This window comes from Pseudomonas sp. FW305-3-2-15-C-LB1 (assembly GCF_058787615.1).
Map to the genome: position 1 here is coordinate 168,919 of NZ_JBYSZX010000004.1, position 23,580 is coordinate 192,498.

At 59.9% G+C, this 23,580-nt stretch carries 23 protein-coding genes; 10 read left to right on the forward strand and 13 right to left on the reverse strand.

Annotated features, from left to right (window positions below; genetic code table 11):
* Nucleotides 1–167 precede the first annotated feature (167 nt).
* Nucleotides 168–620: a GNAT family N-acetyltransferase gene (locus AC3WP7_RS10120; protein WP_102591835.1), complete on the forward strand. Its 453-nt coding sequence runs from the start codon at nucleotides 168–170 to the stop codon at nucleotides 618–620.
* Here the strand turns inward: AC3WP7_RS10120 and AC3WP7_RS10125 are convergent.
* From AC3WP7_RS10125 to AC3WP7_RS10135, 3 genes are read right to left on the reverse strand one after another with little or no spacing between them, the layout of a single operon-like run.
* A complete protein-coding gene (locus AC3WP7_RS10125) occupies nucleotides 617–913 on the reverse strand; it encodes a winged helix-turn-helix domain-containing protein (RefSeq protein WP_033898013.1) in 297 nt (98 codons plus the stop codon). The two genes, AC3WP7_RS10120 and AC3WP7_RS10125, sit on opposite strands and share 4 nt — an antisense overlap.
* A gap of 19 nt (nucleotides 914–932) precedes the next feature.
* Nucleotides 933–1,433: a M48 metallopeptidase family protein gene (locus AC3WP7_RS10130; RefSeq protein WP_058426613.1), complete on the reverse strand. Its 501-nt coding sequence runs from the start codon at nucleotides 1,431–1,433 to the stop codon at nucleotides 933–935.
* A gap of 41 nt (nucleotides 1,434–1,474) precedes the next feature.
* On the reverse strand, nucleotides 1,475–3,580 hold the full coding sequence (locus tag AC3WP7_RS10135; protein WP_102591834.1) for a putative bifunctional diguanylate cyclase/phosphodiesterase: 2,106 nt from the start codon (nucleotides 3,578–3,580) through the stop codon (nucleotides 1,475–1,477).
* Nucleotides 3,581–3,890: 310 nt separating this feature from the next.
* Here AC3WP7_RS10135 and AC3WP7_RS10140 point away from each other — a divergent pair, with 310 nt between their 5' ends.
* Entirely contained in the window at nucleotides 3,891–4,556 is a 666-nt protein-coding gene (locus AC3WP7_RS10140) for a polysaccharide lyase family 7 protein (protein ID WP_071490323.1), read from the forward strand.
* 185 nt (nucleotides 4,557–4,741) lie between these two features.
* Entirely contained in the window at nucleotides 4,742–5,170 is a 429-nt protein-coding gene (locus AC3WP7_RS10145; protein ID WP_102591833.1) for a hypothetical protein, read from the forward strand.
* Nucleotides 5,171–5,313: 143 nt separating this feature from the next.
* Here the strand turns inward: AC3WP7_RS10145 and fba are convergent, their stop codons facing one another.
* From fba to tkt, 6 genes are all read right to left on the reverse strand, one after another.
* A complete protein-coding gene (fba, locus tag AC3WP7_RS10150; protein WP_003177554.1) occupies nucleotides 5,314–6,378 on the reverse strand; it encodes a class II fructose-bisphosphate aldolase in 1,065 nt (354 codons plus the stop codon).
* 268 nt (nucleotides 6,379–6,646) lie between these two features.
* The gene (locus AC3WP7_RS10155; RefSeq protein WP_071490324.1) at nucleotides 6,647–6,982 is read right to left on the reverse strand and encodes an MliC family protein; all 336 of its coding nucleotides are present in this window, start codon (nucleotides 6,980–6,982) and stop codon (nucleotides 6,647–6,649) included.
* Nucleotides 6,983–7,041: 59 nt separating this feature from the next.
* Entirely contained in the window at nucleotides 7,042–7,269 is a 228-nt protein-coding gene (locus AC3WP7_RS10160; protein WP_092242101.1) for a hypothetical protein, read from the reverse strand.
* A gap of 29 nt (nucleotides 7,270–7,298) precedes the next feature.
* Nucleotides 7,299–8,462, reverse strand: a complete 1,164-nt coding sequence (locus tag AC3WP7_RS10165; protein WP_092242097.1) for a phosphoglycerate kinase — start codon at nucleotides 8,460–8,462, stop codon at nucleotides 7,299–7,301.
* A 17-nt stretch (nucleotides 8,463–8,479) separates the two neighbouring features.
* Nucleotides 8,480–9,538: an erythrose-4-phosphate dehydrogenase gene (epd, locus tag AC3WP7_RS10170; RefSeq protein ID WP_071490327.1), complete on the reverse strand. Its 1,059-nt coding sequence runs from the start codon at nucleotides 9,536–9,538 to the stop codon at nucleotides 8,480–8,482.
* A 138-nt stretch (nucleotides 9,539–9,676) separates the two neighbouring features.
* Nucleotides 9,677–11,674 (reverse strand): transketolase, encoded by a 1,998-nt coding sequence (gene tkt / locus AC3WP7_RS10175; RefSeq protein ID WP_092242094.1) that lies wholly within the window; start codon nucleotides 11,672–11,674, stop codon nucleotides 9,677–9,679.
* 261 nt (nucleotides 11,675–11,935) lie between these two features.
* Between tkt and AC3WP7_RS10180 the strand changes: the two genes are divergently transcribed.
* From AC3WP7_RS10180 to AC3WP7_RS10200, 5 genes are all read left to right on the forward strand, one after another.
* Nucleotides 11,936–12,931, forward strand: coding sequence for an ArsR/SmtB family transcription factor (locus AC3WP7_RS10180; RefSeq protein WP_093120695.1), 996 nt, complete (start codon nucleotides 11,936–11,938; stop codon nucleotides 12,929–12,931).
* Nucleotides 12,932–12,950: 19 nt separating this feature from the next.
* Nucleotides 12,951–14,141, forward strand: coding sequence for a methionine adenosyltransferase (metK, locus tag AC3WP7_RS10185; RefSeq protein ID WP_071490330.1), 1,191 nt, complete (start codon nucleotides 12,951–12,953; stop codon nucleotides 14,139–14,141).
* A gap of 222 nt (nucleotides 14,142–14,363) precedes the next feature.
* Complete coding sequence (locus AC3WP7_RS10190) at nucleotides 14,364–14,714, forward strand: DUF1090 family protein (protein ID WP_092242088.1); 351 nt, start codon at nucleotides 14,364–14,366, stop codon at nucleotides 14,712–14,714.
* 95 nt (nucleotides 14,715–14,809) lie between these two features.
* Entirely contained in the window at nucleotides 14,810–16,474 is a 1,665-nt protein-coding gene (gene ligB, locus AC3WP7_RS10195) for an NAD-dependent DNA ligase LigB (protein ID WP_102591832.1), read from the forward strand.
* A 44-nt stretch (nucleotides 16,475–16,518) separates the two neighbouring features.
* Nucleotides 16,519–16,914, forward strand: a complete 396-nt coding sequence (locus tag AC3WP7_RS10200; protein ID WP_092242082.1) for a DUF1090 domain-containing protein — start codon at nucleotides 16,519–16,521, stop codon at nucleotides 16,912–16,914.
* 6 nt (nucleotides 16,915–16,920) lie between these two features.
* Here AC3WP7_RS10200 and AC3WP7_RS10205 read toward each other — a convergent pair whose 3' ends face one another.
* Nucleotides 16,921–17,370 (reverse strand): c-type cytochrome, encoded by a 450-nt coding sequence (locus AC3WP7_RS10205; protein ID WP_071490334.1) that lies wholly within the window; start codon nucleotides 17,368–17,370, stop codon nucleotides 16,921–16,923.
* 129 nt (nucleotides 17,371–17,499) lie between these two features.
* On the opposite strand from AC3WP7_RS10205, the gene mltA reads away from it, so the two are divergent.
* Nucleotides 17,500–18,684 (forward strand): murein transglycosylase A, encoded by a 1,185-nt coding sequence (mltA, locus tag AC3WP7_RS10210; protein ID WP_102591831.1) that lies wholly within the window; start codon nucleotides 17,500–17,502, stop codon nucleotides 18,682–18,684.
* 113 nt (nucleotides 18,685–18,797) lie between these two features.
* Here mltA and AC3WP7_RS10215 read toward each other — a convergent pair whose 3' ends face one another.
* The gene (locus AC3WP7_RS10215) at nucleotides 18,798–19,184 is read right to left on the reverse strand and encodes an MAPEG family protein (protein WP_010207167.1); all 387 of its coding nucleotides are present in this window, start codon (nucleotides 19,182–19,184) and stop codon (nucleotides 18,798–18,800) included.
* A gap of 203 nt (nucleotides 19,185–19,387) precedes the next feature.
* On the opposite strand from AC3WP7_RS10215, the gene AC3WP7_RS10220 reads away from it, so the two are divergent.
* A complete protein-coding gene (locus AC3WP7_RS10220) occupies nucleotides 19,388–20,647 on the forward strand; it encodes a cation:proton antiporter (protein ID WP_092242070.1) in 1,260 nt (419 codons plus the stop codon).
* Here AC3WP7_RS10220 and AC3WP7_RS10225 read toward each other — a convergent pair.
* Both AC3WP7_RS10225 and AC3WP7_RS10230 read right to left on the reverse strand, forming a co-directional pair.
* Nucleotides 20,641–21,528 (reverse strand): formate/nitrite transporter family protein, encoded by an 888-nt coding sequence (locus AC3WP7_RS10225; RefSeq protein ID WP_092242068.1) that lies wholly within the window; start codon nucleotides 21,526–21,528, stop codon nucleotides 20,641–20,643. The genes AC3WP7_RS10220 and AC3WP7_RS10225 overlap by 7 nt on opposite strands.
* Nucleotides 21,529–21,584: 56 nt before the next feature.
* Nucleotides 21,585–23,516 carry a patatin-like phospholipase family protein gene (locus AC3WP7_RS10230; RefSeq protein WP_102591864.1) on the reverse strand — a complete coding sequence of 644 codons (1,932 nt, stop codon included), beginning with the start codon at nucleotides 23,514–23,516 and terminating at the stop codon, nucleotides 21,585–21,587.
* Between the last annotated feature and the right edge of the window lie 64 nt (nucleotides 23,517–23,580).

Genomic DNA, 23,580 nt, shown 5'->3' on the forward strand with positions numbered 1-23,580 from the left:
GCTCAGGCGCGGCCCGAGGTTCTAACAGTAGCTCAGATTACACAAAGAAACCGGCGCCGAACGCACTCAATGATGGCAAATTGATTTCACTCACAAAAATAGTTGATTTAGACAGCGTTGCCCGCTGCGCTTACTATCCGCAACAGACATTGATAAGAGAACTCGCCATGACCGTTGAATGGGTGTGCAAACACCACGATGACCTGGGCAAGGAGCAGCTTTACGCGATCCTGCGCTTGCGCAACGAGGTGTTTGTTGTCGAGCAGAAATGTGTGTACCAGGATCTCGATGGGCAGGATTTATCGGGCGACACCCACCACCTGATGGCGTGGCAGGACGACCAACTGGTGGCGTACCTGCGCCTGCTGGACCCGGAATCCCAGGGCGGCGACGTGGTGATCGGCCGCGTGATCGTAGCGCCGGTGGCGCGCGGCACCGGGCTGGGCCATCGGATGATGGAAGAGGCGCTCAAGCAGATTGCCGATACCTGGCCCGAGACACCGATGTTCCTGTCAGCCCAGGCGCATTTGCAGGGGTACTACGGGCGGTATGGTTTTGTGGTGGCAGGTGAGGAGTACCTTGAGGATGATATTCCACACATCGGCATGCGAAAGGACTAGGGATAACCCAGCACCTGCTTGATCTGGCCGAGGTTCGCCTCGATCCAGCGCCGATCAATCGCGCCCCAGCTGCGAATCCGATAGTGCCCGGCATGGTTGCGGGCACCGTCTTCCTGCTCGAACTCACACACAATGTCCAGGTCGGCCAACGCCGCAATGGTGTCCTGCGCCGTACGCCGGGGCATGCCGGTGGCGTCGGTCAGGGCCGGGACGCTGCTGGCCTGGCCGCTGTCGATCAGGTAGGCCACGTACAGGCGGCGGTAGAAGCTGCTCTTGGTCTTGCTCACATCCATGGTCGGTTGCCTTGTGCGGTCAGGGTTTGCCCAGCAGGTCGCGGTACGTGAGGTACACCCGCAGGTCGAATTCCACCTGATGGTAGCCCGGCATCATGTACTCGCAGAGTTTGTAGAACGCCTTGTTGTGGTCCGACTCCTTGAAGTGTGCCAGTTCGTGCACCACGATCATGCGCAGGAACTGCGGCGCGGCCTCCTTGAACAGCGCAGCAATGCGGATCTCTTTCTTCGATTTCAGATTGCCGCCCTGTACCCGCGAGATGGTGGTGTGCAGGCCTAGGGCGCGATGAGTCAGGTCCAGGCGATTATCGAACAGCACCTTGTCGATGGCCGGCGCATTGCGCAGATGTTCCTGCTTCAAGGCCAGGGCGTAGGCGTACAGGGCCTTGTCGCTCTGCACCGCGTGGCGTTCGGGGTAACGTTGCTCCAGGTAGGCACCCAACTGGTCCTTGGCGATCAGTTGACGCACTTGTTCCTGAAGGGCGGCGGGATAGGCCTGGAGGTATTTCAGCGCGGTCATGGGGTCTGCAACAGATTCGGATAGGCGCCAGTGTAACGAATTCAGCGCAGGCGAGCGTGGCACCAGTGTGCCACTTCCTCAGCCACCAACGGCTGCGCCGCCATCGGCCCCTGAATGAAAGGGCAGCCATTGGCCTTCAGCCATTGGGCCTGCTCCTGGGTTTCCACCCCCTCAGCCACCACCACTACATCAAAATGCCCGCACAGCTCGATAATGCTGCGCGCCATCACCTCATCCCGCGCTGAGCCTGGCAGGCGAGCGACCAATTGCGGGTCGAGCTTGAGGGTGTCGAAGGCCAGGTCGCGCAGATGCGCCAGGGAACAGTTGCCCAGGCCAAAGTCATCCAGGGCGGTGCGCACGCCGATCTGGCGCAGCAACTTGAGCTGCTTGATCGACTCTTCAAGGTTGCTCATCAGGCAGTCTTCACTGATTTCCACTTCCAGTTGCCGCCCCAGCAGCCCATGTCGCTCAAGCACCTGCTGCAGTTGGCTCGCCAGGTTGGGCATGTTGAACTGACTGCTGCTCAGGCTCACGCTCAACACCAGTTCATCATCCAAGCCGGCGTGCCAGGCCTGGAGCTGGCCTCCGACCTGCTGGTAAATCCAGGTGCTGAGTTGGCTGATCAGCCGGGCTTCTTCCAGCAACGGCAAAAACAGACCGGGTGGCACATCACCGACACTGGGGTGCTGCCAGCGCAGTAGCGCTTCCACGCCGCGCACACGTCCGTCCGCCAACGCCACCTGGGGCTGGTACACCAGGGTGAACTCCTTGTTTTGAATCGCCGTGCGCACGCCGTCTTCCAGCATCAGGCGCGAACGGGCGCGGCCGTTCATTTCCTGGTCGTAATAGCGATATTGCTGACGACCTGCGCGCTTGGCTTCGTACATGGCGATGTCCGCCGCGCGCAACAGGCCGTTAACGTCCGAACCGCAATCCGGGAACGTGGCGATACCGATACTGACACCGAGCATCACATCCAAACCGTCAACCTGCTGGCAGATAGACACCCGTTCGATCAGTTTTTCCGCAATCTTCGCCGCCTGCTCGGGGAACTCCAGTTCCAGCAGCGCGGTGAACTCATCGCCGCCCATGCGCCCGAGAATGTCGTAGGAACGCAGGCAACCCTGCAACTGCTCCGACACCCAGCGCAGCACCCGGTCGCCGGCGTCATGGCCGAGAGAATCATTGACCCGCTTGAAGCCATCAAGGTCCAGGTACAGCAGCACCAGAGACTGCTCGTTGCGCTCGCTGCGCAGCAAAATGTTCTCCGCCGCCTGGTAAAACCCGCGCCGGTTCAACAGCCCGGTCAGCGGGTCGGTGACTGCCTGGAACTCCAATTGTTGATGCAGGTGACGCACTTCGGACATGTCCAGTACAGTCACCACCATGGCCTTCTGTTCAGCCGGCAGCGGCGCACACGACAACGCCACCGGCACCTGCTGGCCGCGGCTGGTACGCAGGATCGCATCGTGCAAGCGCCAGGTCTGGCCCTGGCGGTAAGCGAGGTACATCTCGAACCCCAGCCAGGCCGGCACATGGGGTTTTTGCAGGAAGCTCAGGAAACTCTCGCCTCGCAACTCGGCCATGGTAGCGTTCAGCAGTCGCGAAATGGCCGGGTTGGCATACTCGATCACACTGCCCTCGCCCACCACCAGAATGCCTTCGGCGGCGTTGTCCAACACCGAGGCATTGAACGCCCGTGCGGACTCCAGCTCATGAGTCAGGCGCTGCAAGGCCCGGCGATTGCGCTGATGCTCCAGCAACGCCTGGACCTTGGGTTTGAGGATATGCGGGTCGAACGGTTTGAACAGGTAATCGATGGCGCCACTGGCATAGCCTTCAAGTACTGCGGCGGGCGACTGGGCATTGGCGGTGAGGAAAATGATCGGGGTCATGCGCGTGCGCTGGCTGCCACGCATCAGGCGCGCCACCTCGAAGCCGTCCATGCCGGGCATCTTCACATCCAGCAGCACCAGGTCGACTTCGTGCTTGAGCAACTTCTCGAGGGCTTCCACACCGGACGCAGCGGTCACCACATGCCAGTCTTCACGCTGTAACAGCGCTCGCATGCTGAGCAGATTCTCTGGGTAGTCATCGACCACGAGAAGAACCGAATGACCATCGCCGTGGTGTGGAGCGCATTCCATGCTACGTCTCTTCCTTAGGACTACTCCGGTCATTTCTGACAGAAAACCCGGACAAACACTGAGGCCTCACTCTAGCCCCGGTTCAGAAAAAGCAGAAGTAACCTCAGTGCCATCATTGCGCCAAAGTTCAGGAAGCCGACTAACGGTCAATCGCTACAAGCCACGAACCACGGGAAACATGGCTTTTTGGCATTCCTTTGGCGCCAATAAGTTGCCAGCAATGATTTAACAAGACGGTTAACACCACCTATAAAGAACCTGTCTGGCCCAAGGGCCATAGCCTACACCCCTCTGTAAAAAGGCCTACGCCATGATCGACCTATCCACCTGGAACCTCAGCATCCCTGTCGGCTCTCCACCCGCGACCATCGAAACCCCCAGATTGATGAGCGGCTTCAACGACCAATATTTCCAGGCCGAAGGCAGCAACGTCCAATTCTGGACCCCGGTCACCGGCACCCGTACCGAAAACGCCATTTACCCGCGCAGTGAATTGCGCGAGACCTACGCCGATGGCCGCCTGCGCAACTGGACCTATCCGGATGCGGACAACTTCCTGCGTGCCACTCTGGCCGTCAATCAAGTGCCGTCCTCCGGCAAAATCGTGATCGGGCAGATTCACGCCTATGACAGCCAGAAACCACTGATCAAGCTGGAGTATCAATTCAAGGAGAAGACCCAGACCGGCAACATCGTCGCCAAGGTGCGCATGCGCCCGGATGAAGATGAAGGCCGGGTGATCACCGTGGCATCTAATGTGCCGCTGGAAAAAACCTTCACCTATGTGATCAACCTCAACAAGGCTGGGCTGCTCAGTGTGTATGCGGCGGACGGCGAGTGGAACGAACGCATCGGCGCGGCGTGGGGCGCCAAGCCGTTGTATTTCAAGGCGGGAGCGTATGTGCAGGACAACAGTGGCGACAGCAAGGAAGGGGCGCGGGTGACGTTTGCCAAGTTGGATATTGATCACGAGTAAGATTATTTCAATCATCCCCCGCTACGGCGGGGGAATGATTACTTGGATATAACGAACTTCGACGATCGTCTTACCCCTATAGCAAAACAGCATAAAAAAATAGTATTTCTTGCAGTGCGCACCTTAGCGCACATCTCATAAAATCATGTGCGTCCGACTCATGTAACCATTCAGGAGTTAAACACATGCCAACGATAGCCACCATTAACCAACCTGCCGTCTCGGGGTTTGGCGCCGGGTCGCAACCAAAAATATACAATGCCACCCCACCTGGTTCTTTTGCGACGCCGCCCCAAAACATGCCAGTTGTCACCAGGCCCTTCAGGTATCTCGTCTTGTCGCACTTTTTGAGCAACAACACCAGGATAGGCGATGTGCTGACTTATTACTGCTACCCTGTGCCGTCCGCAGGTCTTCCTACGATGTTTCTGGAGCAAATAACTCTTACTGCCGCGCTGCTACAAATTTACATCAACAATAAACGCGAACATTTTGAGAAGGAAATACCCTGCTACCTTCCAAACCCAGGAGTCTATGATGTTTACTGGGAGCTTGAAAATGCATCTCAAACATATACGGAGATCAGACAGAACCTGAGATTTACAGTTGTATAACTAGAGTAATTACTAAGATGGCTTATCCATTACCTGAAAAACTATTGCGTTACTCACGATGAAAAACTGTTCACTGTCCTTAGAAAAATACTTCACGCCTATAAGAAACCCGCATTTCTGCGGGTTTTTTTGGCGCTATTGGCTTAGTTCACCTTAGCGTTCAACTCACCTTTCAAATACCGCTGATACATCGCTTCCAACGAGATCGGCTTGATCTTCGAAGCATTGCCGGCAGTACCGAAGGCCTCGTAGCGAGCGATACATACATCACGCATCGCGGTCACGGTCGCACCGAAGAACTTACGTGGGTCGAACTCGCTCGGGTTGGTAGCCATCAGGCGACGCATCGCACCGGTGGACGCCAGACGCAGGTCGGTATCGATGTTGACCTTGCGCACGCCGTACTTGATGCCTTCGACGATTTCTTCAACCGGCACGCCGTAGGTTTCTTTGATGTCACCGCCGTACTGGTTGATGATCGCCAGCCACTCTTGCGGCACCGAGGAAGAACCGTGCATCACCAGGTGGGTGTTGGGGATGCGCTTGTGGATTTCCTTGATGCGGTCGATGGCCAGCACGTCGCCAGTAGGTGGCTTGGTGAACTTGTAGGCGCCGTGGCTGGTGCCGATGGCGATGGCCAGGGCGTCGACTTGGGTCTTTTTCACGAAGTCGGCGGCTTCTTCCGGATCGGTCAGCATTTGGCTGTGATCCAGCACGCCTTCGGCACCGATGCCGTCTTCTTCGCCGGCCATGCCGGTTTCCAGGGAACCCAGGCAGCCCAGTTCGCCTTCAACAGACACGCCGCAGGCGTGGGCCATGGCTACGGTTTGCTGCGTGACGCGCACGTTGTATTCGTAGTCGGTCGGGGTCTTGCCGTCTTCGCCGAGGGAGCCGTCCATCATCACCGAGCTGAAGCCCAGTTGGATGGAGCGCTGGCACACGTCAGGGCTGGTACCGTGGTCCTGGTGCATGCACACCGGGATATGCGGGAATTCTTCGATTGCGGCGAGGATCAGGTGACGCAGGAACGGCGCGCCGGCGTATTTGCGGGCTCCGGCCGAAGCCTGAACGATCACGGGGGAGTCGGTCTTGTCAGCGGCTTCCATGATGGCGCGCATCTGCTCAAGGTTGTTGACGTTAAAGGCTGGGACGCCGTAGCCGAACTCGGCTGCGTGGTCCAGCATTTGACGCATGCTGATAAGTGCCATTGTGTTGTCTCTCCCGGTCGAGGGTCGTTAATCGTGCAAGCCTGCCGTAGCGGCGGCTGCTATTCAAGTTATTGCAGGTCAGGGTTTGCATGCCTGACTTGCTGAATCGTTATTGCTGACTCAGAACCCAATTTGGAACCGAATCTAATGTGGGAGGGGGCTTGCCCCCGATCGCGGTGGATCAGTCAAATGACTCATCACTGACAGACTGCTATCGGGGGCAAGCCCCCTCCCACATTTGGACCTCATTTGTCTTGAGATCGTGGTCTTACTGCGCTTTGCAGCCGCGCCCAATCAAATCATCGGTGGCAACCCAGTAAACCAGGCCTTCCTCACCTTTTGTGTGAAACGCCAATTGGTCGTTGGCATACAGTACGCCCGAGGCGGCAACGTCCTGTTTGAGGCGGTAGACCTGGTCGGAACCGCCGAGGCGTACATCCACCTCGGATTTAGCCGGGTTGGCAAAGCGCCAGTTGACCTCGGCCTTGCTGTCGCAGGTCCAGGTGGTCCACTTGTCGGCCGTTTCGGCCTTGCCGTTGAACATGTTCATGCTGCTGCAGCCGGCCAACAAGGCCAGGGCTGCCAGGGCGAAAACGCCTTTCATTGCCAATCCTCACAGGGCGACCATGGCCGCCGCTGCTGTCGGTTAGTTGATCAGACCCGTCAAGGGCAACCCTGTTCCTGACCGTTGGGCGCGGAGTCGTATTTCTCCAGCCGTTCGTTGCCGATGCGCTTGTTGATCACCGGCATGGTTTCGGCTTGCCAGTCGGCCTGGTAGCAGCTCTTTTTCTGCCCGGAGGCAGGTTCATCTGCCGCAGACTTCGCGTTCGGCGTGCTGCCGCAGCCGGCCAACAGGCCCGCTGCGATCACCAATGCCAACGATTTGATCATGGGAATACTCCTTTTCCGGATCACGAGCCTCAGCCTTTGGCTCGGGTTTCCAGCACTTCAACGGCCGGCAGTACCTTGCCCTCGACGAATTCGAGGAACGCACCGCCACCGGTAGAAATGTAGGAGATCTGCTCAGCAACGCCATATTTATCGATCGCCGCCAACGTGTCGCCGCCACCAGCGATGGAGAAGGCCGAGCTTTCGGCAATGGCGTTGGCCAGCACTTTGGTGCCGTTGCCGAACTGGTCGAATTCAAACACACCGACCGGGCCGTTCCACAGGATGGTCTGCGAAGCTTTCAGCAATTGAGCGAAGTTGGCCGCTGTTTGCGGGCCGATATCCAGGATCATGTCGTCGGCGGCCACGTCAGCGATCAGCTTGACGGTGGCTTCGGCGCTTTCGGCGAATTCCTTGGCCACTACCACGTCCACCGGCAGCGGTACGCTGACTTTGGCGGCGATGGCACGGGCCGTGTCGAGCAGGTCTGGCTCGTAGAGGGACTTGCCTACCGGGTGACCGGCGGCCGCCAGGAAGGTGTTGGCAATGCCGCCGCCGACGATCAGCTGGTTGCAGATCTGGCTCAGGCTGTTGAGCACGTCCAGCTTGGTCGACACCTTGGAACCAGCGACGATGGCCGCCATAGGTTGGGCCGGCGCGCCCAGGGCCTTGCCCAGTGCGTCCAGTTCAGCGGCCAACAGTGGGCCAGCCGCAGCGACCTTGGCGTATTTGGCTACGCCGTGGGTGGAACCTTCGGCGCGGTGGGCGGTGCCGAAGGCGTCCATCACGAACACGTCGCACAGTGCCGCATATTGCTGGGCCAGTTCATCACTGTTCTTTTTCTCGCCCTTGTTGAAGCGCACGTTTTCGAACAGCACGATGTCGCCGGCCTTCACGTCCACACCACCCAGGTAGTCAGCCACCAGCGGCACGTCGCGGCCCAGGGCTTTGCTCAGGTAGTCGGCCACAGGCTTGAGGCTGTTTTCGGCGGAGAACTCACCTTCGGTCGGGCGACCCAGGTGGGAGCAGACCATCACGGCCGCGCCTTTTTCCAGGGCCAGCTTGATGGTCGGCAGCGAAGCCAGGATTCGCGCATCGCTGGTGACTACACCGTCCTTGACTGGGACGTTGAGGTCTTCGCGGATCAGTACGCGCTTACCTTGCAGATCGAGGTCGGTCATCTTCAACACGGTCATGGGTCGCAGTTCCTGAATTACTGTTGATGAGGTTGTTTAGAGGCGATGTGCAGATAATGTTCCGCAACATCCAGCATTCGGTTGGCAAAACCCCATTCGTTGTCGAACCAGGCCAGGATGTTCACCAGCCTCGGGCCGGAAACGCGGGTCTGGCTGGCATCGACAATCGCCGAATGCGGGTCATGGTTGAAATCACAACTGGCGTGGGGCAACTCGGTGTAGGCCAGCAAGCCTTTGAGCGGGCCGCTGGTGGCGGCATCGCGCAGGATCCGGTTGACCTCCGTCGCGTCAGTATCACTGACGGTCTGCATGGTGATGTCCAGGCAGGACACGTTCACCGTCGGCACCCGTACGGCTTTGGCCTGGATTCGCCCGGCAAGTTCCGGCAACAGTCGCTCGATGCCCCGGGCCAGGCCGGTGGACACCGGAATCACAGACTGGAACGCAGAGCGCGTACGGCGTAGGTCCTCGTGGTGATAGGCGTCGATTACCGGCTGGTCGTTCATCGCCGAGTGAATCGTGGTGATCGACACATAGTCCAGGCCGATCGCCTGATCCAGCAAGCGCAACAGCGGCACGCTGCAGTTGGTGGTACAGGAGGCGTTGGACACCAGCCGCTCATCGCCGGTCAGGCAATCCTGGTTGATGCCGTAGACGATGGTAGCGTCGACATCTGCCTCGCTGGCCATCGGCTGGGAAAACAGCACACGCGGCGCGCCGGCGTCGAGGAAACGCTGACCATCGGCACGGGTGTGGTAGACACCGGAACATTCCAGCACCAGGTCGACGCCCAGTGCTTTCCAGTCGATGGCTTCGGGGGTGGCACTGCGCAAGACCTGCACGCAAGTGCCATTAATATGCAGACAATCGCCCTCGACCCGCACTTCGCCGGGGAAGCGGCCGTGGGTGGAGTCAAAGCGTGTCAGGTATTCGATGCTGGCCATGTCAGCCAGGTCGTTGATTGCAACAATTTCAAACCCGGCCGTCGTCCCTCGCTCGAACAGAGCACGCAAGACGCAACGACCAATGCGGCCGTAGCCGTTGAGTGCAACTTTGTAGGGACGCGGTTGAGGCATGGGGTTCTCGATCAAGGTGAGTTCGGTGTTGAAAGCACCATCGCTATCGCGGGCAAGCCCGCTCCCACATTAGACCGCGATCCAAATGTAGGAGCGGGCTTGCCCGCGATGGCGCCAGTACAGACAACGCAGACTGACTTAGTCTTCCAGCAGCTCTTCAGCCTGGCCCAGGATGTTTTCCAGGGTGAAGCCGAACTCTTCGAACAACGCTGGCGCCGGCGCCGACTCACCGTAGGTGGTCATGCCGATCACGCGGCCTTCCAGGCCCACGTACTTGTACCAGTAGTCGGCGTGAGCCGCTTCGATGGCGATACGCGCGCTGACCTGCAACGGCAATACCGACTGCTTGTAGCCGGCGTCCTGGGCTTCGAACACGCTGGTGCAAGGCATCGACACCACGCGCACGTTGCGGCCCTGGGCGGTCAGCTTGTCGTACGCCTGCACGGTCAGGCCCACTTCGGAACCGGTGGAGATCAGGATCAGTTCCGGCTCGCCGATGCAGTCCTTGAGCACGTAGCCGCCACGGCTGATGTCGGCGATCTGCGCGTCGGTACGCACCTGGTGCTGCAAGTTCTGACGCGAGAAGATCAGCGCCGATGGGCCGTCCTTGCGCTCGATGGCGTGCTTCCAGGCCACGGCGGATTCCACCGCGTCGGCTGGGCGCCAGCAATCCAGGTTCGGCGTGGTACGCAGGCTGGTCAGTTGCTCGACCGGCTGGTGCGTCGGGCCGTCTTCGCCCAGGCCGATGGAGTCATGGGTGTACACGTGGATCACGCGTTTCTTCATCAGCGCAGCCATGCGTACGGCGTTGCGGGCGTATTCCATGAACATCAGGAAGGTCGCGCCGTAAGGCACCAGGCCGCCGTGCAGGGACACGCCGTTCATGATGGCGCTCATGCCGAACTCACGCACGCCGTAGTACATGTAGTTGCCGCTGGCGTCTTCCGCCGAGACACCTTTGCAGCCTTTCCACAGGGTCAGGTTGGAACCGGCCAGGTCAGCCGAACCGCCGAGGATCTCTGGCAGCAACGGACCGAAGGCGTTCAGGGTGTTCTGGCTGGCTTTGCGGCTGGCGATGGTCTCGCCCTTGGCCGCGACTTCGGCGATGTAGGCCGAGGCTTTTTCCGAGAAGTCGGCAGGCAGGTCGCCGGCCAGGCGACGCACCAGCTCGTTGGCCAGCTCAGGGAATTCGGCGGAGTAGGCCGCGAAGCGCTGGTCCCACTCGGCTTCGGTGGCCAGGCCTTTTTCCTTGGCGTTCCACTCAGCGTAGATGTCAGCCGGGATTTCGAACGGGCCGTGGTTCCACTTCAGGGCCTCACGGGTCAGGGCGATTTCCGCGTCACCCAGTGGGGCGCCGTGGCAGTCTTCTTTACCCTGCTTGTTCGGCGAACCGAAGCCAATGGTGGTCTTGCAGCAGATCAGGGTCGGCTGCGCGCTCTTGCGGGCGGTATCGATGGCGGTCTTGATCTCTTCCGGATCGTGACCGTCGACATTGCGGATCACCTGCCAGTTATAGGCTTCGAAACGCTTCGGGGTGTCGTCGGTGAACCAGCCTTCGACTTCGCCGTCGATGGAGATGCCGTTGTCGTCGTAGAAGGCAATCAACTTGCCCAGGCCCAGGGTGCCGGCCAGGGACGCGACTTCGTGGGAAATGCCTTCCATCATGCAGCCATCACCCAGGAATACGTAGGTGTGGTGGTCGACGATGTCGTGGCCAGGGCGGTTGAACTGCGCGCCCAGGACTTTTTCAGCCAGCGCGAAGCCTACGGCGTTGGCCAGGCCTTGGCCCAGGGGACCGGTGGTGGTCTCGACGCCTGGGGTGTAGCCGAATTCCGGGTGGCCCGGGGTGCGACTGTGCAGCTGGCGGAAGCTCTTGAGGTCGTCGATGGTGACGTCGTAGCCGGTCAGGTGCAGCAGCGAGTAGATCAGCATCGAGCCATGGCCGTTGGACAGCACGAAGCGGTCACGGTCGGCGAACGACGGGTTGCTCGGGTTGTGTTTCAGGTAGTCACGCCAAAGTACTTCGGCGATATCCGCCATGCCCATCGGGGCACCGGGATGGCCGCTGTTGGCTTTTTGCACGGCATCCATGCTGAGGGCACGAATGGCGTTGGCACGCTCACGACGGCTGGGCATCGCTGATCTCCTGAGGTTTGAATATAAAAGAAACGGAAAAAAGGACCGGCATTTTCCCTCAGCCACCGCCTGCGGGCAATGACAGATAGTCACTTGAGGAGGTTTTTCCTGTGCTTTGGGCGTCAATACCTTGCAGAACCCTTCAAGCTTTTCGTCTAAAGGTTATAGCGACTGCTTATAACCGCCACTTATCGACCAATATCAAAACTTTTTGATATTGGCCTTGCGGGGATGCCCACCCGTCACTAGACTGCTGGCCTTATGAATATACCCATGCCCTCACTGCGCCCCGACGACGGCGATGAACTGGCAGCCTTGTGCAAGGCCGCTGGCGACCCGTTGCGTCTGAACGTGTTGCGCGCACTGGCCAACGACTCCTTTGGCGTACTGGAGCTGGCGCAGATCTTCGCCATCGGTCAGTCCGGCATGAGCCATCACCTGAAGGTATTGGCCCAGGCCGAGCTGGTGGCGACCCGCCGTGAAGGCAATGCGATTTTCTATCGGCGCGCCCTGCCCCACACCGAACTGCTGGGCGGCAAGCTGCACACCGCGCTGCTCGAAGAGGTGGACAACCTGAGCCTGCCGTTTGATGTGCAATCGCGCATCGGCCAGGTCCACGGGCAGCGCGCCGCCGCCAGCCAGGACTTTTTCGCGCGGGTAGCAGAGAAGTTTCGCGCCCAGCAGGACCTGATCGCTGGCCTGGCTCAATACCGCGACAGCGTACTGGCGCTGCTGGACAAGCTGAGCTTCAGCGACGAGGCCACAGCGCTGGAAGTCGGACCGGGCGATGGCGGTTTCCTGCCGGAACTGGCGCGGCGGTTTCACCAGGTCACGGCGCTGGACAACAGCCCGGCGATGCTCGACCTGGCACGCCAGCTCTGCGAGCGCGAGTCGCTGGGCAATGTCCGCCTGCAACTGGCCGACGCACTGAGCAGCACGACAATCAAGGCCGACTGCGTGGTGCTGAATATGGTCTTGCACCATTTCGCCGCCCCCGCCGAGGCCCTCAAGCAAATGGCCGGGCTGCTGCACCCCGGCGGTAGCCTGCTGGTTACGGATTTATGCAGCCACAACCAGAATTGGGCCAGGGAGGCCTGCGGTGATCTCTGGTTGGGTTTTGAACAGGATGATCTGGCCCGTTGGGCCACCGCTGCGGGACTCGTTCCCGGGGATAGCCTCTATGTAGGTTTACGCAATGGTTTCCAGATCCAGGTCCGCCATTTTCAGCGGCCGGCTGGCGACACTCACCATCGGTAAATATCAGGAAAACATCGAGATGAGCGAATACTCCCTTTTCACCTCCGAGTCCGTGTCTGAAGGGCATCCGGACAAAATCGCCGACCAGATTTCTGATGCGGTGCTGGACGCCATCATTGCTGAAGACAAGTTCGCCCGTGTGGCGTGCGAGACCCTGGTGAAAACCGGTGTAGCGATCATCGCTGGCGAAGTGACCACCACCGCCTGGGTTGACCTGGAGCAACTGGTTCGTGATGTGATCACCGACATCGGCTACAACAGTTCCGACGTCGGCTTCGACGGTGCGACCTGCGGCGTGATGAACATCATCGGCAAGCAGTCCCCGGACATCAACCAGGGTGTAGACCGCGCCAAGCCGGAAGACCAGGGCGCCGGCGACCAGGGCCTGATGTTCGGCTACGCCAGCAACGAAACCGACGTGTTGATGCCAGCACCGATCACCTTCTCGCACCAGCTTGTGCAGCGTCAGGCAGAAGCCCGCAAATCCGGCCTGCTGCCGTGGCTGCGCCCTGACGCCAAGTCCCAGGTGACCTGCCGTTACGAAGGCGGCAAGGTCGTGGGTATCGACGCGGTTGTACTGTCGACCCAGCACAACCCTGACGTGTCCTACGCCGACCTGCGCGAAGGCGTGATGGAGCTGATCGTCAAGCACGTGCTGCCGGCCGAACTGCTGAGCAAGGACACCCAGTTCCACATCAACCCGACAGGCCAGTTCATCATCGGTGGCCCGGTAGGCGACTGCGGCCTGACCGGTCGCAAGATCATCGTCGACAGCTACGGCGGCATGGCCCGTCACGGCGGCGGCGCGTTCTCGGGTAAAGACCCGTCCAAGGTTGACCGCTCGGCAGCCTACGCGGGTCGTTACGTGGCGAAGAATATCGTCGCGGCCGGCCTGGCCGAGCGCTGCGAGATCCAGGTTTCCTACGCTATCGGCGTGGCCCAGCCTACGTCGATCTCGCTGAATACCTTCGGCACCGGCAAGATCAGCGACGATAAGATCGTCAAGCTGGTGCGTGAGGTCTTCGACCTGCGCCCTTACGCGATCACCACCATGCTCGACCTGCTGCACCCGATGTACCAGGAAACCGCAGCGTACGGCCACTTCGGCCGTACCCCTGCGCAGAAGACTGTCGGCGACGACACCTTCACCACCTTCACCTGGGAAAAAACCGACCGCGCCAACGACCTGCGCACCGCCGCCGGCCTGTAAACGCTCAAGGTGCACAAAAGCCCCGCCAGGTTCGCCTGGCGGGGCTTTTTATTGCATCGCACTTTGCGCGACACCCCTCACACTTTTTGGATCCAAAGCTTGCAGGCCCAATGATGGCCCTCTAGAATCCGCGCCCTCTCGGGCCTCTCACCTTATTTGGATATTGCCCTGCGCCAGCCCGGGAGTTCCAAGCGCGCAGGCAATCGAACATTGAGGTTTTTCATGCGCATCTCCACGCTCGCCCCTGCCGCCCTTCTGCTCAGCCTGTTCGCCCTGCCGGTCCACGCCGCCGACCTGAGCGCACTGAGCGGTGCCCTGAGCTCGCAGCTCGGTGGCGGCAATTCCGGCGACTGCCAGAAGCAAGCCGCAGACCTGCAAACCAGGATCGATGCAGCCGAAGCCCAGAAGGACACCTTGAAAGTGAAGGCCTTCAAAGCCGCTCAAGACCAGATCAACAAAGGCTGTGACAAACTTTCCGAAGCGCAGGCCAAAGCCGATGCCAAGCAACAAACACAGGAAGCCAAGGCTGATAAACCTGACGCGGTGAAAGCCCTGGGCGGCCTGTTCAAGTAAACAGAAACACCCGGTAAAAAGCCCCGCGCTGTCGGGGCTTTTTTGTGGCCGCAGGGTTCCATTAGGCTGGGCACCCTTTTCGAGCAAGGATGCTCATGATGCGCCTACCGATAGCCCTTTTACTCAGTATTTTATCGTTCAGCCTGTGGGCCGAAGATTGCCCCGACGATGCTCGGGCACAGGTCAGCACCCTGGCCGAACAACTCCGCCAGTGGGATGACAGCTACCACCGGCTCGGCCAATCCCCTGTGAGCGATGAGCTCTACGACCAGGCCCGCCAGCGACTGGCTCACTGGCGCCAGTGTTTCCCCGACACCCCTTTGACGCCCGACAACCCACTGGCGAGCGCACGCGGTACCCGGCCGCATCCCGTTGCCCATACCGGCCTGGAGAAACTGCTGGATGAACAGGCAGTTGATGCCTGGCTGGTCAACCGCGAGGATGTCTGGATTCAACCGAAGGTGGACGGTGTGGCGGTGACCCTGGTGTATCGCAAGGGGCGCCTGAGCCAAGTCATCAGCCGCGGCGATGGAGCAAGGGGTCACGACTGGTCTGCCTCGGCGCGCAAAATCCCCGGCATAGTCCAGCAGTTGCCCGAGCCCATTGATCTCGTATTGCAAGGCGAACTCTATTGGCACCTCGGCGACCATGTGCAGTCGGCAAATGGCGGGCTCAATGCCCGCAGCAAGGTGGCCGGCTTGATGAACCGCAAGCAATTGAGCGACACCGACGCCGCAGGCATTGGCCTGTTCGTCTGGGCTTGGCCGAAAGGGCCGGCGACATTTACCGAACGCCTCGCCACACTGGCACGCTGGGGCTTCACCGATAGCCAACGCTACAGCCATCCCATTCGAAACATCACCGAAGCCTCGCATTGGCGCACCTATTGGTACAACCATCCATTGCCGTTCGCCAGCGATGGCGTGGTGCTGCACCAGGCGCAGCGCGCACCCGCCGAACGCTGGCAGGTTAATGCGCCGTATTGGGCAGTCGCCTGGAAGTACCCAGCGGCCAAGGCGTTGGCACTGGTGCGCAACGTTGAGTTCAAGGTCGGACGCACCGGACGCATCACCCCCATGCTGGAACTGGAGCCGGTACGCTTGGACGACCGGAAAATCAGCCGGGTAAGTGTCGGCTCATTGGTACGCTGGCAAGCGTTGGATATCCGACCTGGCGACCAGGTCGCGGTCAGCCTGGCGGGCCAGGTTATTCCTCGGTTGGACGCGGTCATTTTGCGCAGTACCACCAGGGTGGACCTGCCAGTGCCCAACCCTGCCAAATTCCATGCGCTGAGCTGCTGGCAACTGGACCCCGATTGCGAGGAACAATTACTGGCACGCCTTACCTGGCTCAGCGGCAACCAGGGCCTCGCGTTGCCACACGTAGGTCGTGAAACCTGGAACGTATTGATCCAGGCCGGTCTAATCGCAGGCTTTCTCGATTGGTTAACCCTGGACGCGGCAGAGCTTGCTAACATTGATGGCTTCGGTGATCGCAGCCGCGAACGCCTACTCGAAAGCCTTCACAGCGCTCGGCAGCGGCCCTTTGCACAATGGCTCAAGGCCCTGGGTGTACCGCCTGCGGCACGTAACAACCTGGAGGGCGACTGGCAGACGCTGGTCGCCAGAGACACCCAGGCCTGGCTGAACATTGATGGCATCGGCCCAGGCCGCGCAGCGCAATTGAGCGCTTTTTTTCGCGACCCGCATGTACAGGCCTTGGCTGAAACATTACGCATGGCGGGGATAGACGGGTTTTGAACCCCGCTGCCCCTCGCCATCAGATTGCGACTTTGGAGCCCCACATGAAATTTCTAATCCCTTTTGCCTTGCTGACCGTCGCAAGCTTCATGACCACACCGTTGCTGGCCGCTGAACAAGCCGCTCCCCTCACCGGCTGCGCCGCCAAACGCCAAGCCATCAGCACCCAGATCGAACAAGCCAAGGCCCACGGCAACAGCGCGCAACAAGCCGGCCTGGAAAAAGCCCTGAGTGAAGTCACCGCCAACTGCACCGACGCGTCCCTGAAGAAGGAGCGTGAAAACAAGGTACTCGACGCCAAGCACGAAGTCAGCCGCCGTCAGGCCGACCTCGACAAGGCCATGAAAAAAGGCGACGCGGACAAGATCAACAAGCGTAAGGACAAGCTCGCCGAGTCCCGCAAGGAACTGCAGGACGCGGTGGAAGAACTCGACCAGTAAAACCGGTCAGTGGTCCCGGAACTGTTTATGGCAGGCGCTGCAGGCATCTTCGACTTTCTGCACGGCCGGCCCCAGGTTACTGGCCTTGTAGGGCTGCACCTGGCTGGCGGTCACCAATTCGCCGGTGGCCGCTTCAAGGTTGCGAGCCAGTTGCTGGAATTGCGCCTGTTTCTGCCAGACATCGTCCTTGGCGCTGGTGTTATCTTCTTCGCGCACGCTTGGGAAATGTTTCCAAGGCTCATGGGACAAGGCGTCGAGCTTGACCGCACCCTCGGCAAACTTGGCGCCGTCGAACGGGATGCGCCCGCGCAACATGCCGCCCAGGTCTTCGCCGGTCTTGAGCATCTGTTTGAAGATTGCCTTGCGCTGGCCCAGCGGCGAATTCGGATCAACACCGCCGCAGGCGGACAGGGCCAGACAGGCCAGCAGTACAACAGTCAGTCGTTTAAAAGTCATGGTGGCTTCGAGGTCACGGGAAACGGCGGCCAGTATCCTCGCCCCACCCACAAAGACCAATAGCCCTATTAATAATAAGGGTTGCCCGAAGGTGTTACAGCGCGGGCAATCGCTTCAGGAAGTGTTTGTATGTATGTCATGTCGAAACCCTGGAGCCGCCGCCTGGCGTGGGCTCTGCCGATAATCGTGCTGCTGGCCGGCTGCGATGCGGGTAAAGAAGCAGCCAAAGATGAAACTTCCAAGCCTCACGCCGTCGCGACCTATGTCAGCGCGCCGTGGGAAGCGCTACCCGCAGTATCCGACAACGATTTGCTGGCCGGTTTCGAATCCTGGCGCAGCGCCTGCCAACGCCTCAAGGCCGACCCGATCTGGGGCGCGACCTGCGCAGCCGCCGCTACGGTGCCCGGCAATGCCGTGGCCGTACGCGGGTTTCTCAAGGAGCGCCTGGATGTGTTCGGCCTGCGTTCGGCCGACAACACCCCGAACGGCTTGATCACCGGTTACTACGAGCCGGTCTACCCCGGCAGCCTGACCAAAACCGCCAAAGCCAATGTGCCGGTGTATGGCGTACCGGACGACCTGATCATCGTTAACCTGGAAAGCATCTACCCCGAACTCAAGGGCAAACGCCTGCGCGGTCGCCTGGAAGGTCGCGTACTCAAGCCCTACGACGACGCCAGCGCCATCAATGGCCAGGGCTCCACGGCCAAACCGATTGCCTGGCTGACTGACCCGATGGACCTGCAATTCCTGCAAATCCAGGGCTCAGGCCGGATCCAACTTGCCGGAGGGCGCCAACTGCGCGTCGGTTATGGTGACCAGAATGGCTACCCCTATCGCCCCATCGGCCGCTGGTTGGTGGAGCAAGGGCAGTTGAAGAAAGAAGATGTGACCATGGGCGCCATCAGCGCCTGGGCCAAGGCCAACCCGCAGCGCATCCCGGAACTGCTGGCGAGCAACCCCAGCTACATCTTCTTCAGCGCCCGCCCCGACAGTAACGAAGGCCCGCGCGGTTCGCTGAACGTGCCGTTGACCGCAGGCTACAGTGTGGCGGTGGATCGCAAGGTGATTCCACTGGGCAGCCTGCTGTGGCTATCGACTTCCAAACCGGACGGTTCACCTATCACAAGGCCCGTCGCCGCCCAGGACACTGGCGGTGCGATCACGGGCGAAGTGCGCGCGGACCTGTTCTGGGGCACCGGCGACGCAGCGGGAGAATTGGCGGGCAACATGAAACAGCAGGGGCAGATCTGGATGCTGTGGCCCAAGGGCGCAGCACTGCCGCATGTACCGGATGCACCTAGCGGGACGTGAAAGCGGTCTGTCCAACTTGGTTCATTGGGGTGAGCGGGCTTGCCAGTGGCAGGCTTGTTGTGGCAAGCGCGCTTACCACAACAAGCCCACACCCAAGGAATCGGCTTCAACCGTCAGATCGAGACAAAGAAGAAACTCGCAATCAACGCCATCCCCACAAACCACACCAGCGAACGCAGCATCGCCCAGTCCGCCAGGTAACAGATGATGTACAGCAGGCGGCTGGTGATAAACAGCACAGCCAGCACATTGATGGTCACCAATTCGGCCGTACCGGCCAGGTGCGCGATGATCACTGCAGCCGCAAACGCTGGCGTGACTTCAAAGCTGTTGAGCTGCGCACTATGCGCACGCTTGGCAAACCCTTCGAGGGTGTCCAGGAACGCCCGGGGGTCGTGGTTCTGCCGTGGCCCGAACTTACCACCACTGAACTTGGCCACGCCTGTACACAGATAAGGCAGGAAAATTGCGATCAACACACACCAGAAGGCCACCGTCATCACTGATTCCTTTTTTAATTTTGTTTTAAGTTTTAAACAGAAATTAGAGTTTTAGCACTAAACCTGTAAAACCGCACACACCGCTATGAACCGCCACGTCCGGAAAGGTTCTATCGGTGATTTGTCCCCACTCCTGCAACATCGTGCCGCTGTTGCGGTCCATCCCCCATCAACGCTCTCTCCCCACCTTCCAAGGACCCCGGATGCTTGAACTTGTCGCCGCCTTCATTTGCCTCACCACCCTGCTCACCTACGTGAACTTTCGCTTTATCGGCCTGCCACCCACCATCGGCGTGATGGTCACGGCGCTGGTGTTTTCACTGATCCTGCAAGGCTTGAGTTTTCTCGGCTACCCCGGTCTTGAGGAACGCATCCAGCAACTGATCGGCCAGATCGACTTCGGCGATTTGTTGATGAACTGGATGCTCTCGTTCCTGCTGTTCGCCGGCGCCTTGCACGTCAACCTGAACGACCTGCGCAGCTACCGCTGGCCCATCGGCCTGCTGGCGACCTTCGGCGTGCTGATCGCCACCGTAGTGATCGGCAGCCTGGCGTATTACATCTTTGCCTTGTTTGGCTGGCATGTGAGCTTCCTCTACTGCCTGCTGTTCGGTGCACTGATTTCCCCTACCGACCCGATTGCGGTGCTGGGCGTACTGCGTACCGCCAATGCCTCCAAACCCCTGAAAACCACCATCGTCGGCGAGTCGCTGTTCAATGACGGCACGGCAGTCGTGGTGTTTACCGTACTGCTGGGGATCGCACAGTTGGGCGAGACGCCCACCGTGGGCGCTACCGCCATGCTGTTTGCCCATGAGGCCATCGGCGGCGTGGTGTTCGGTGGCCTGATCGGCTACCTCGTTTACCTGATGATCAAGAGTATCGAGCAGCACCAGATCGAAGTGATGCTGACCCTGGCTCTGGTCATCGGCGGCTCGGCAATGGCCACCGAACTGCACGTCTCGGCACCGATCGCGATGGTGGTCGCCGGCCTGATCATCGGCAACCTGGGGCGCAAGCTGGCAATGAACGACATGACCCGTCGCTACCTCGACGGCTTCTGGGAGCTGCTCGATGACATGCTCAACGCCCTGCTGTTTGCACTGATCGGCATGGAACTGTTGCTGTTGCCGTTCAACTGGCTGCACGTGTTCGCCGCCAGCCTGCTGGCCGTGGCGATCCTGCTGTCGCGCCTGCTGACGGTCGCTCCGGCCATTCTGTTGCTGCGCCGCTGGCGCACGGTGCCACGCGGGACCATCCGCATCCTGACCTGGGGTGGTTTGCGCGGTGGGGTTTCAGTGGCGCTGGCATTGGCCTTGCCACTGGGCCCGGAGCGCGATTTGCTGCTGAGCATCACCTACATCGTGGTGCTGTCGTCGATCCTGTTGCAGGGGTTGAGCATCGGCAAGCTGGTCAAGCGCGTAACCCGGGACGAGCCCCAGGCCGCGCCTGACACTCACTGATCCTTGTTGATCCGCTGCGGATGCCTCGGGTCCGCAGCTTTTTTGCCCGGCAGGCTGCTTTCGCTGCGAATCTGCGCATGACTGATCAACGCAAAGATAAAGCTGCCGCCAATGATATTGCCCGCCAGGGTCGGCCCGGCAAACACCAGCCAGAAGTCACTCCACGGCAACTCGCCGGCAAACACCAGGTACGACACCTCCGCCGAGCCGACAACGATATGAGTGAAGTCGCCCAATGCCATGAGGTAGGTGATCAAGATAATGATCCACATCTTGGCGCTCTCCATGGACGGGATCATCCATACCATGGTGGCGATCATCCAGCCGGAAACGATGCCCTTGGCGAACATCTGGCCGGGGTCGTTCTCCATGATCTTGCGCCCGATCTCAAGGAAGGCCATGTCGGTCCTGGTATCGAAGATCGGCAGGTGCAGCATCACGTACGCCACTAGCAAGGTGCCGCACAGGTTACCCACCAGCACCACCGACCATAACCGCAGCAGGCGCCCGGCGTTGCCCAGGGTGGGCTTGCTCATCACCGGCAGCACGGCCGTCAGGGTGTTTTCGGTGAACAACTGTTGGCGCGCGAGGATCACCGCCAGGAAGCCCGCGCAGTAACCGAAGCTGGCGATCACCTTGAAGGCTTCGCCCTCCGGCAGACGCGAGTTGAGCAGCCCCATGGCCATCAGCGACAGACCCATGGTCAGGCCGGCAGCCAGCGCCGACCACCATAGGGCGGCGACGCTGCGCTCGAGCTCCTGGTCGCCCTGGGTGCGGATGATTTCGTGCAGCACCGCCGCGCGAGGCGGCTGGTTCTTGTCCACGTCCTGCTGCTCTTCCTGCGACAGGTTGGGGGTCTTGCCGTCTGTTTGGGTGGCCATGATTTACCAGAGTCCGAGGGGTACCTGTAGCTACGACACGGCCCGACGATGGCTGTTCAGTGGCCTGACGATTTAACTGGTATGCGCCAGGCTATGGCGGCTTCTACAGTGGTAGAGCGGATCGGGGTACTCCAGGGTTTACTACGCGCCTTGTAGTATTTGACGATGCCGTCGCGCACGTTGTTGAACGCCTGTGGCGTCGTGGCATCCGCCAAGTCACGGGCGGCACGCCGCAGCAATTCGATATTGGCCTGCGGCTGGCCAGGCCGATAGAGCGACGGGTAAATGACTTCCCGCGTGAAATTTTCGGCCTTTACCGCCAGATCACGCCTGTTCATCTGCACAACCGCGTTCGTCATGACCTTCGACATCGCCACTTCGTTGCCAGGAGGCTGTCTGTTCATCACTTGCAGAAGCTGCTGAAAATTAGGCCTTCCGGCTGCGTTGAGACGCCGTCCCAACCACTCGACACGCTCGGGACGACGTGCCAGCGCATCCAGGTTACGCAACGCAGCCGCCAACCTGGGAGTCACCGTCAGCTTGTCACTGGCCTGATTGGCTTCGGTAATGGCGGCCTCCAGTTCCTGCATTGCTTGCTGTGCGCTCTTGCGAAACATCAGCACATCCTTGGCGGCGGGATCCTTCTCCAGATAACTCTCAACGCTCGCCAGCATTTTGTCGTCCATGGCCAACACCGCGTGGTCCAATGACTGGAATTGGTAACGCTCACGCAACGCGGCACGCTTTTCCAGGTGCGCGCTTACCGCCGTACGCGCCGACGCTTGCAGATGCTTCTTCTGATCGTCGGTCATGGTGAAATTGACCGTGCCACCGAACACGCCACGGAAGTCGCCCTTTTCTGATTTCAGCGGTAATACGACGGTCTGATCCGCTTGTGCCTTGAGCTTGTCTTCCTGATACCCCCAGGCAGCCGCATGCGGGACACCAATGATCCTATCGAGCAAGCCGCTCACAACGCTGCCTGCCTTGGCAGGCTCCGGGTTTTCGGACTCGAACCTGACGACCAGTGACTCGCTCTTGCTCAGAGGGCTTTCTGGAAAAGGCGGATCAATCACCGCAGAAGACGGCGTGTTGACCAGCAGTCCACCATCCAGAAATGCCGTTTGCTCAGCGTGCTCCTGAAAGGCATGGCCCCGCTCTATCGGGCTTTTGAACAACCCAGGTAATGAGCCAGATATAAGAGCCACCTGGGCAATGTCCATGTCCGGTGTGGTGCTCGCATTGAACACCACCAACTGCGGTCGGCCATCGAACAGACCGGTTCCCGTGATGTTGAGCTGCTTGACCGCAGCAATGTGACGACTCAACACCTCAATGTCGCGAAACGTCGGTCCTTTCCCGGCACTGAGCCGGTCTGCAATCTTCATGACGCCAGCGGGCCGGTCTACCCGCCGGGTCCCGGCGACCTTCGCCAGCAGCGACTTGCGCGCCTCATTGCCGATCAGGTCTTTCAGGGCCTGCGCTTCGGTTTGCAGGCGCGGTATCAGGGTGAACAATAACTGCGCGATATTTCCCGCCGTACCTGGCAAGCGCCCTGCCAGTTTTCCAATTTCAGTACTGGCATTCTGTAGCTTTGCCATAAAAGAATTCTTGCTGTTCAGCAATTCAGGCAGGTTGAGTCTGTTCGACAGGTTTTCAAAGGTCCTGGCATCCATGCCACTGGCCAGCAACACAGCAGAAATCGCGCCCACGGAGGACGCGGAGATCACTTTGACGCCCGCCAGTGCTTTGTGGTTTTCAAGTGCCTGGGCCATGCCCGGGAAAGCAATGCCCTTGGCCCCACCCCCACTCAATACCAGATGCGTAAGCGGCGGCGGTGACGAAACCACTTCCACCCGGCCATCGCTGAATCGCTCAAGGCTCACTTTGCGCTCGCCCACGTCTTTGACCAGCGATGTCTTTATATTCTTTTCTACATTCTCCGGCGGCTGAGACTGAGCAGTGAAATGCGAGCTGGACACTTTCATATTCATACGCGCCATTCTCTACAGGATGTCATCCTGAGTGACGCGAGAGCCGGGACAGGTCCAT

What these genes read in the sequence shown, in the direction of transcription:
- AC3WP7_RS10120 (WP_102591835.1), top strand. Translation starts at nt 168, where the DNA reads ATGACCGTTGAATGGGTGTGCAAACACCACGATGACCTGGGCAAGGAG.
- AC3WP7_RS10125 (WP_033898013.1), bottom strand. Translation starts at nt 913, where the DNA reads ATGGATGTGAGCAAGACCAAGAGCAGCTTCTACCGCCGCCTGTACGTG.
- AC3WP7_RS10130 (WP_058426613.1), bottom strand. Translation starts at nt 1,433, where the DNA reads ATGACCGCGCTGAAATACCTCCAGGCCTATCCCGCCGCCCTTCAGGAA.
- AC3WP7_RS10135 (WP_102591834.1), bottom strand. Translation starts at nt 3,580, where the DNA reads ATGGAATGCGCTCCACACCACGGCGATGGTCATTCGGTTCTTCTCGTG.
- AC3WP7_RS10140 (WP_071490323.1), top strand. Translation starts at nt 3,891, where the DNA reads ATGATCGACCTATCCACCTGGAACCTCAGCATCCCTGTCGGCTCTCCA.
- AC3WP7_RS10145 (WP_102591833.1), top strand. Translation starts at nt 4,742, where the DNA reads ATGCCAACGATAGCCACCATTAACCAACCTGCCGTCTCGGGGTTTGGC.
- fba (WP_003177554.1), bottom strand. Translation starts at nt 6,378, where the DNA reads ATGGCACTTATCAGCATGCGTCAAATGCTGGACCACGCAGCCGAGTTC.
- AC3WP7_RS10155 (WP_071490324.1), bottom strand. Translation starts at nt 6,982, where the DNA reads ATGAAAGGCGTTTTCGCCCTGGCAGCCCTGGCCTTGTTGGCCGGCTGC.
- AC3WP7_RS10160 (WP_092242101.1), bottom strand. Translation starts at nt 7,269, where the DNA reads ATGATCAAATCGTTGGCATTGGTGATCGCAGCGGGCCTGTTGGCCGGC.
- AC3WP7_RS10165 (WP_092242097.1), bottom strand. Translation starts at nt 8,462, where the DNA reads ATGACCGTGTTGAAGATGACCGACCTCGATCTGCAAGGTAAGCGCGTA.
- epd (WP_071490327.1), bottom strand. Translation starts at nt 9,538, where the DNA reads ATGCCTCAACCGCGTCCCTACAAAGTTGCACTCAACGGCTACGGCCGC.
- tkt (WP_092242094.1), bottom strand. Translation starts at nt 11,674, where the DNA reads ATGCCCAGCCGTCGTGAGCGTGCCAACGCCATTCGTGCCCTCAGCATG.
- AC3WP7_RS10180 (WP_093120695.1), top strand. Translation starts at nt 11,936, where the DNA reads ATGAATATACCCATGCCCTCACTGCGCCCCGACGACGGCGATGAACTG.
- metK (WP_071490330.1), top strand. Translation starts at nt 12,951, where the DNA reads ATGAGCGAATACTCCCTTTTCACCTCCGAGTCCGTGTCTGAAGGGCAT.
- AC3WP7_RS10190 (WP_092242088.1), top strand. Translation starts at nt 14,364, where the DNA reads ATGCGCATCTCCACGCTCGCCCCTGCCGCCCTTCTGCTCAGCCTGTTC.
- ligB (WP_102591832.1), top strand. Translation starts at nt 14,810, where the DNA reads ATGATGCGCCTACCGATAGCCCTTTTACTCAGTATTTTATCGTTCAGC.
- AC3WP7_RS10200 (WP_092242082.1), top strand. Translation starts at nt 16,519, where the DNA reads ATGAAATTTCTAATCCCTTTTGCCTTGCTGACCGTCGCAAGCTTCATG.
- AC3WP7_RS10205 (WP_071490334.1), bottom strand. Translation starts at nt 17,370, where the DNA reads ATGACTTTTAAACGACTGACTGTTGTACTGCTGGCCTGTCTGGCCCTG.
- mltA (WP_102591831.1), top strand. Translation starts at nt 17,500, where the DNA reads ATGTATGTCATGTCGAAACCCTGGAGCCGCCGCCTGGCGTGGGCTCTG.
- AC3WP7_RS10215 (WP_010207167.1), bottom strand. Translation starts at nt 19,184, where the DNA reads ATGACGGTGGCCTTCTGGTGTGTGTTGATCGCAATTTTCCTGCCTTAT.
- AC3WP7_RS10220 (WP_092242070.1), top strand. Translation starts at nt 19,388, where the DNA reads ATGCTTGAACTTGTCGCCGCCTTCATTTGCCTCACCACCCTGCTCACC.
- AC3WP7_RS10225 (WP_092242068.1), bottom strand. Translation starts at nt 21,528, where the DNA reads ATGGCCACCCAAACAGACGGCAAGACCCCCAACCTGTCGCAGGAAGAG.
- AC3WP7_RS10230 (WP_102591864.1), bottom strand. Translation starts at nt 23,516, where the DNA reads ATGAAAGTGTCCAGCTCGCATTTCACTGCTCAGTCTCAGCCGCCGGAG.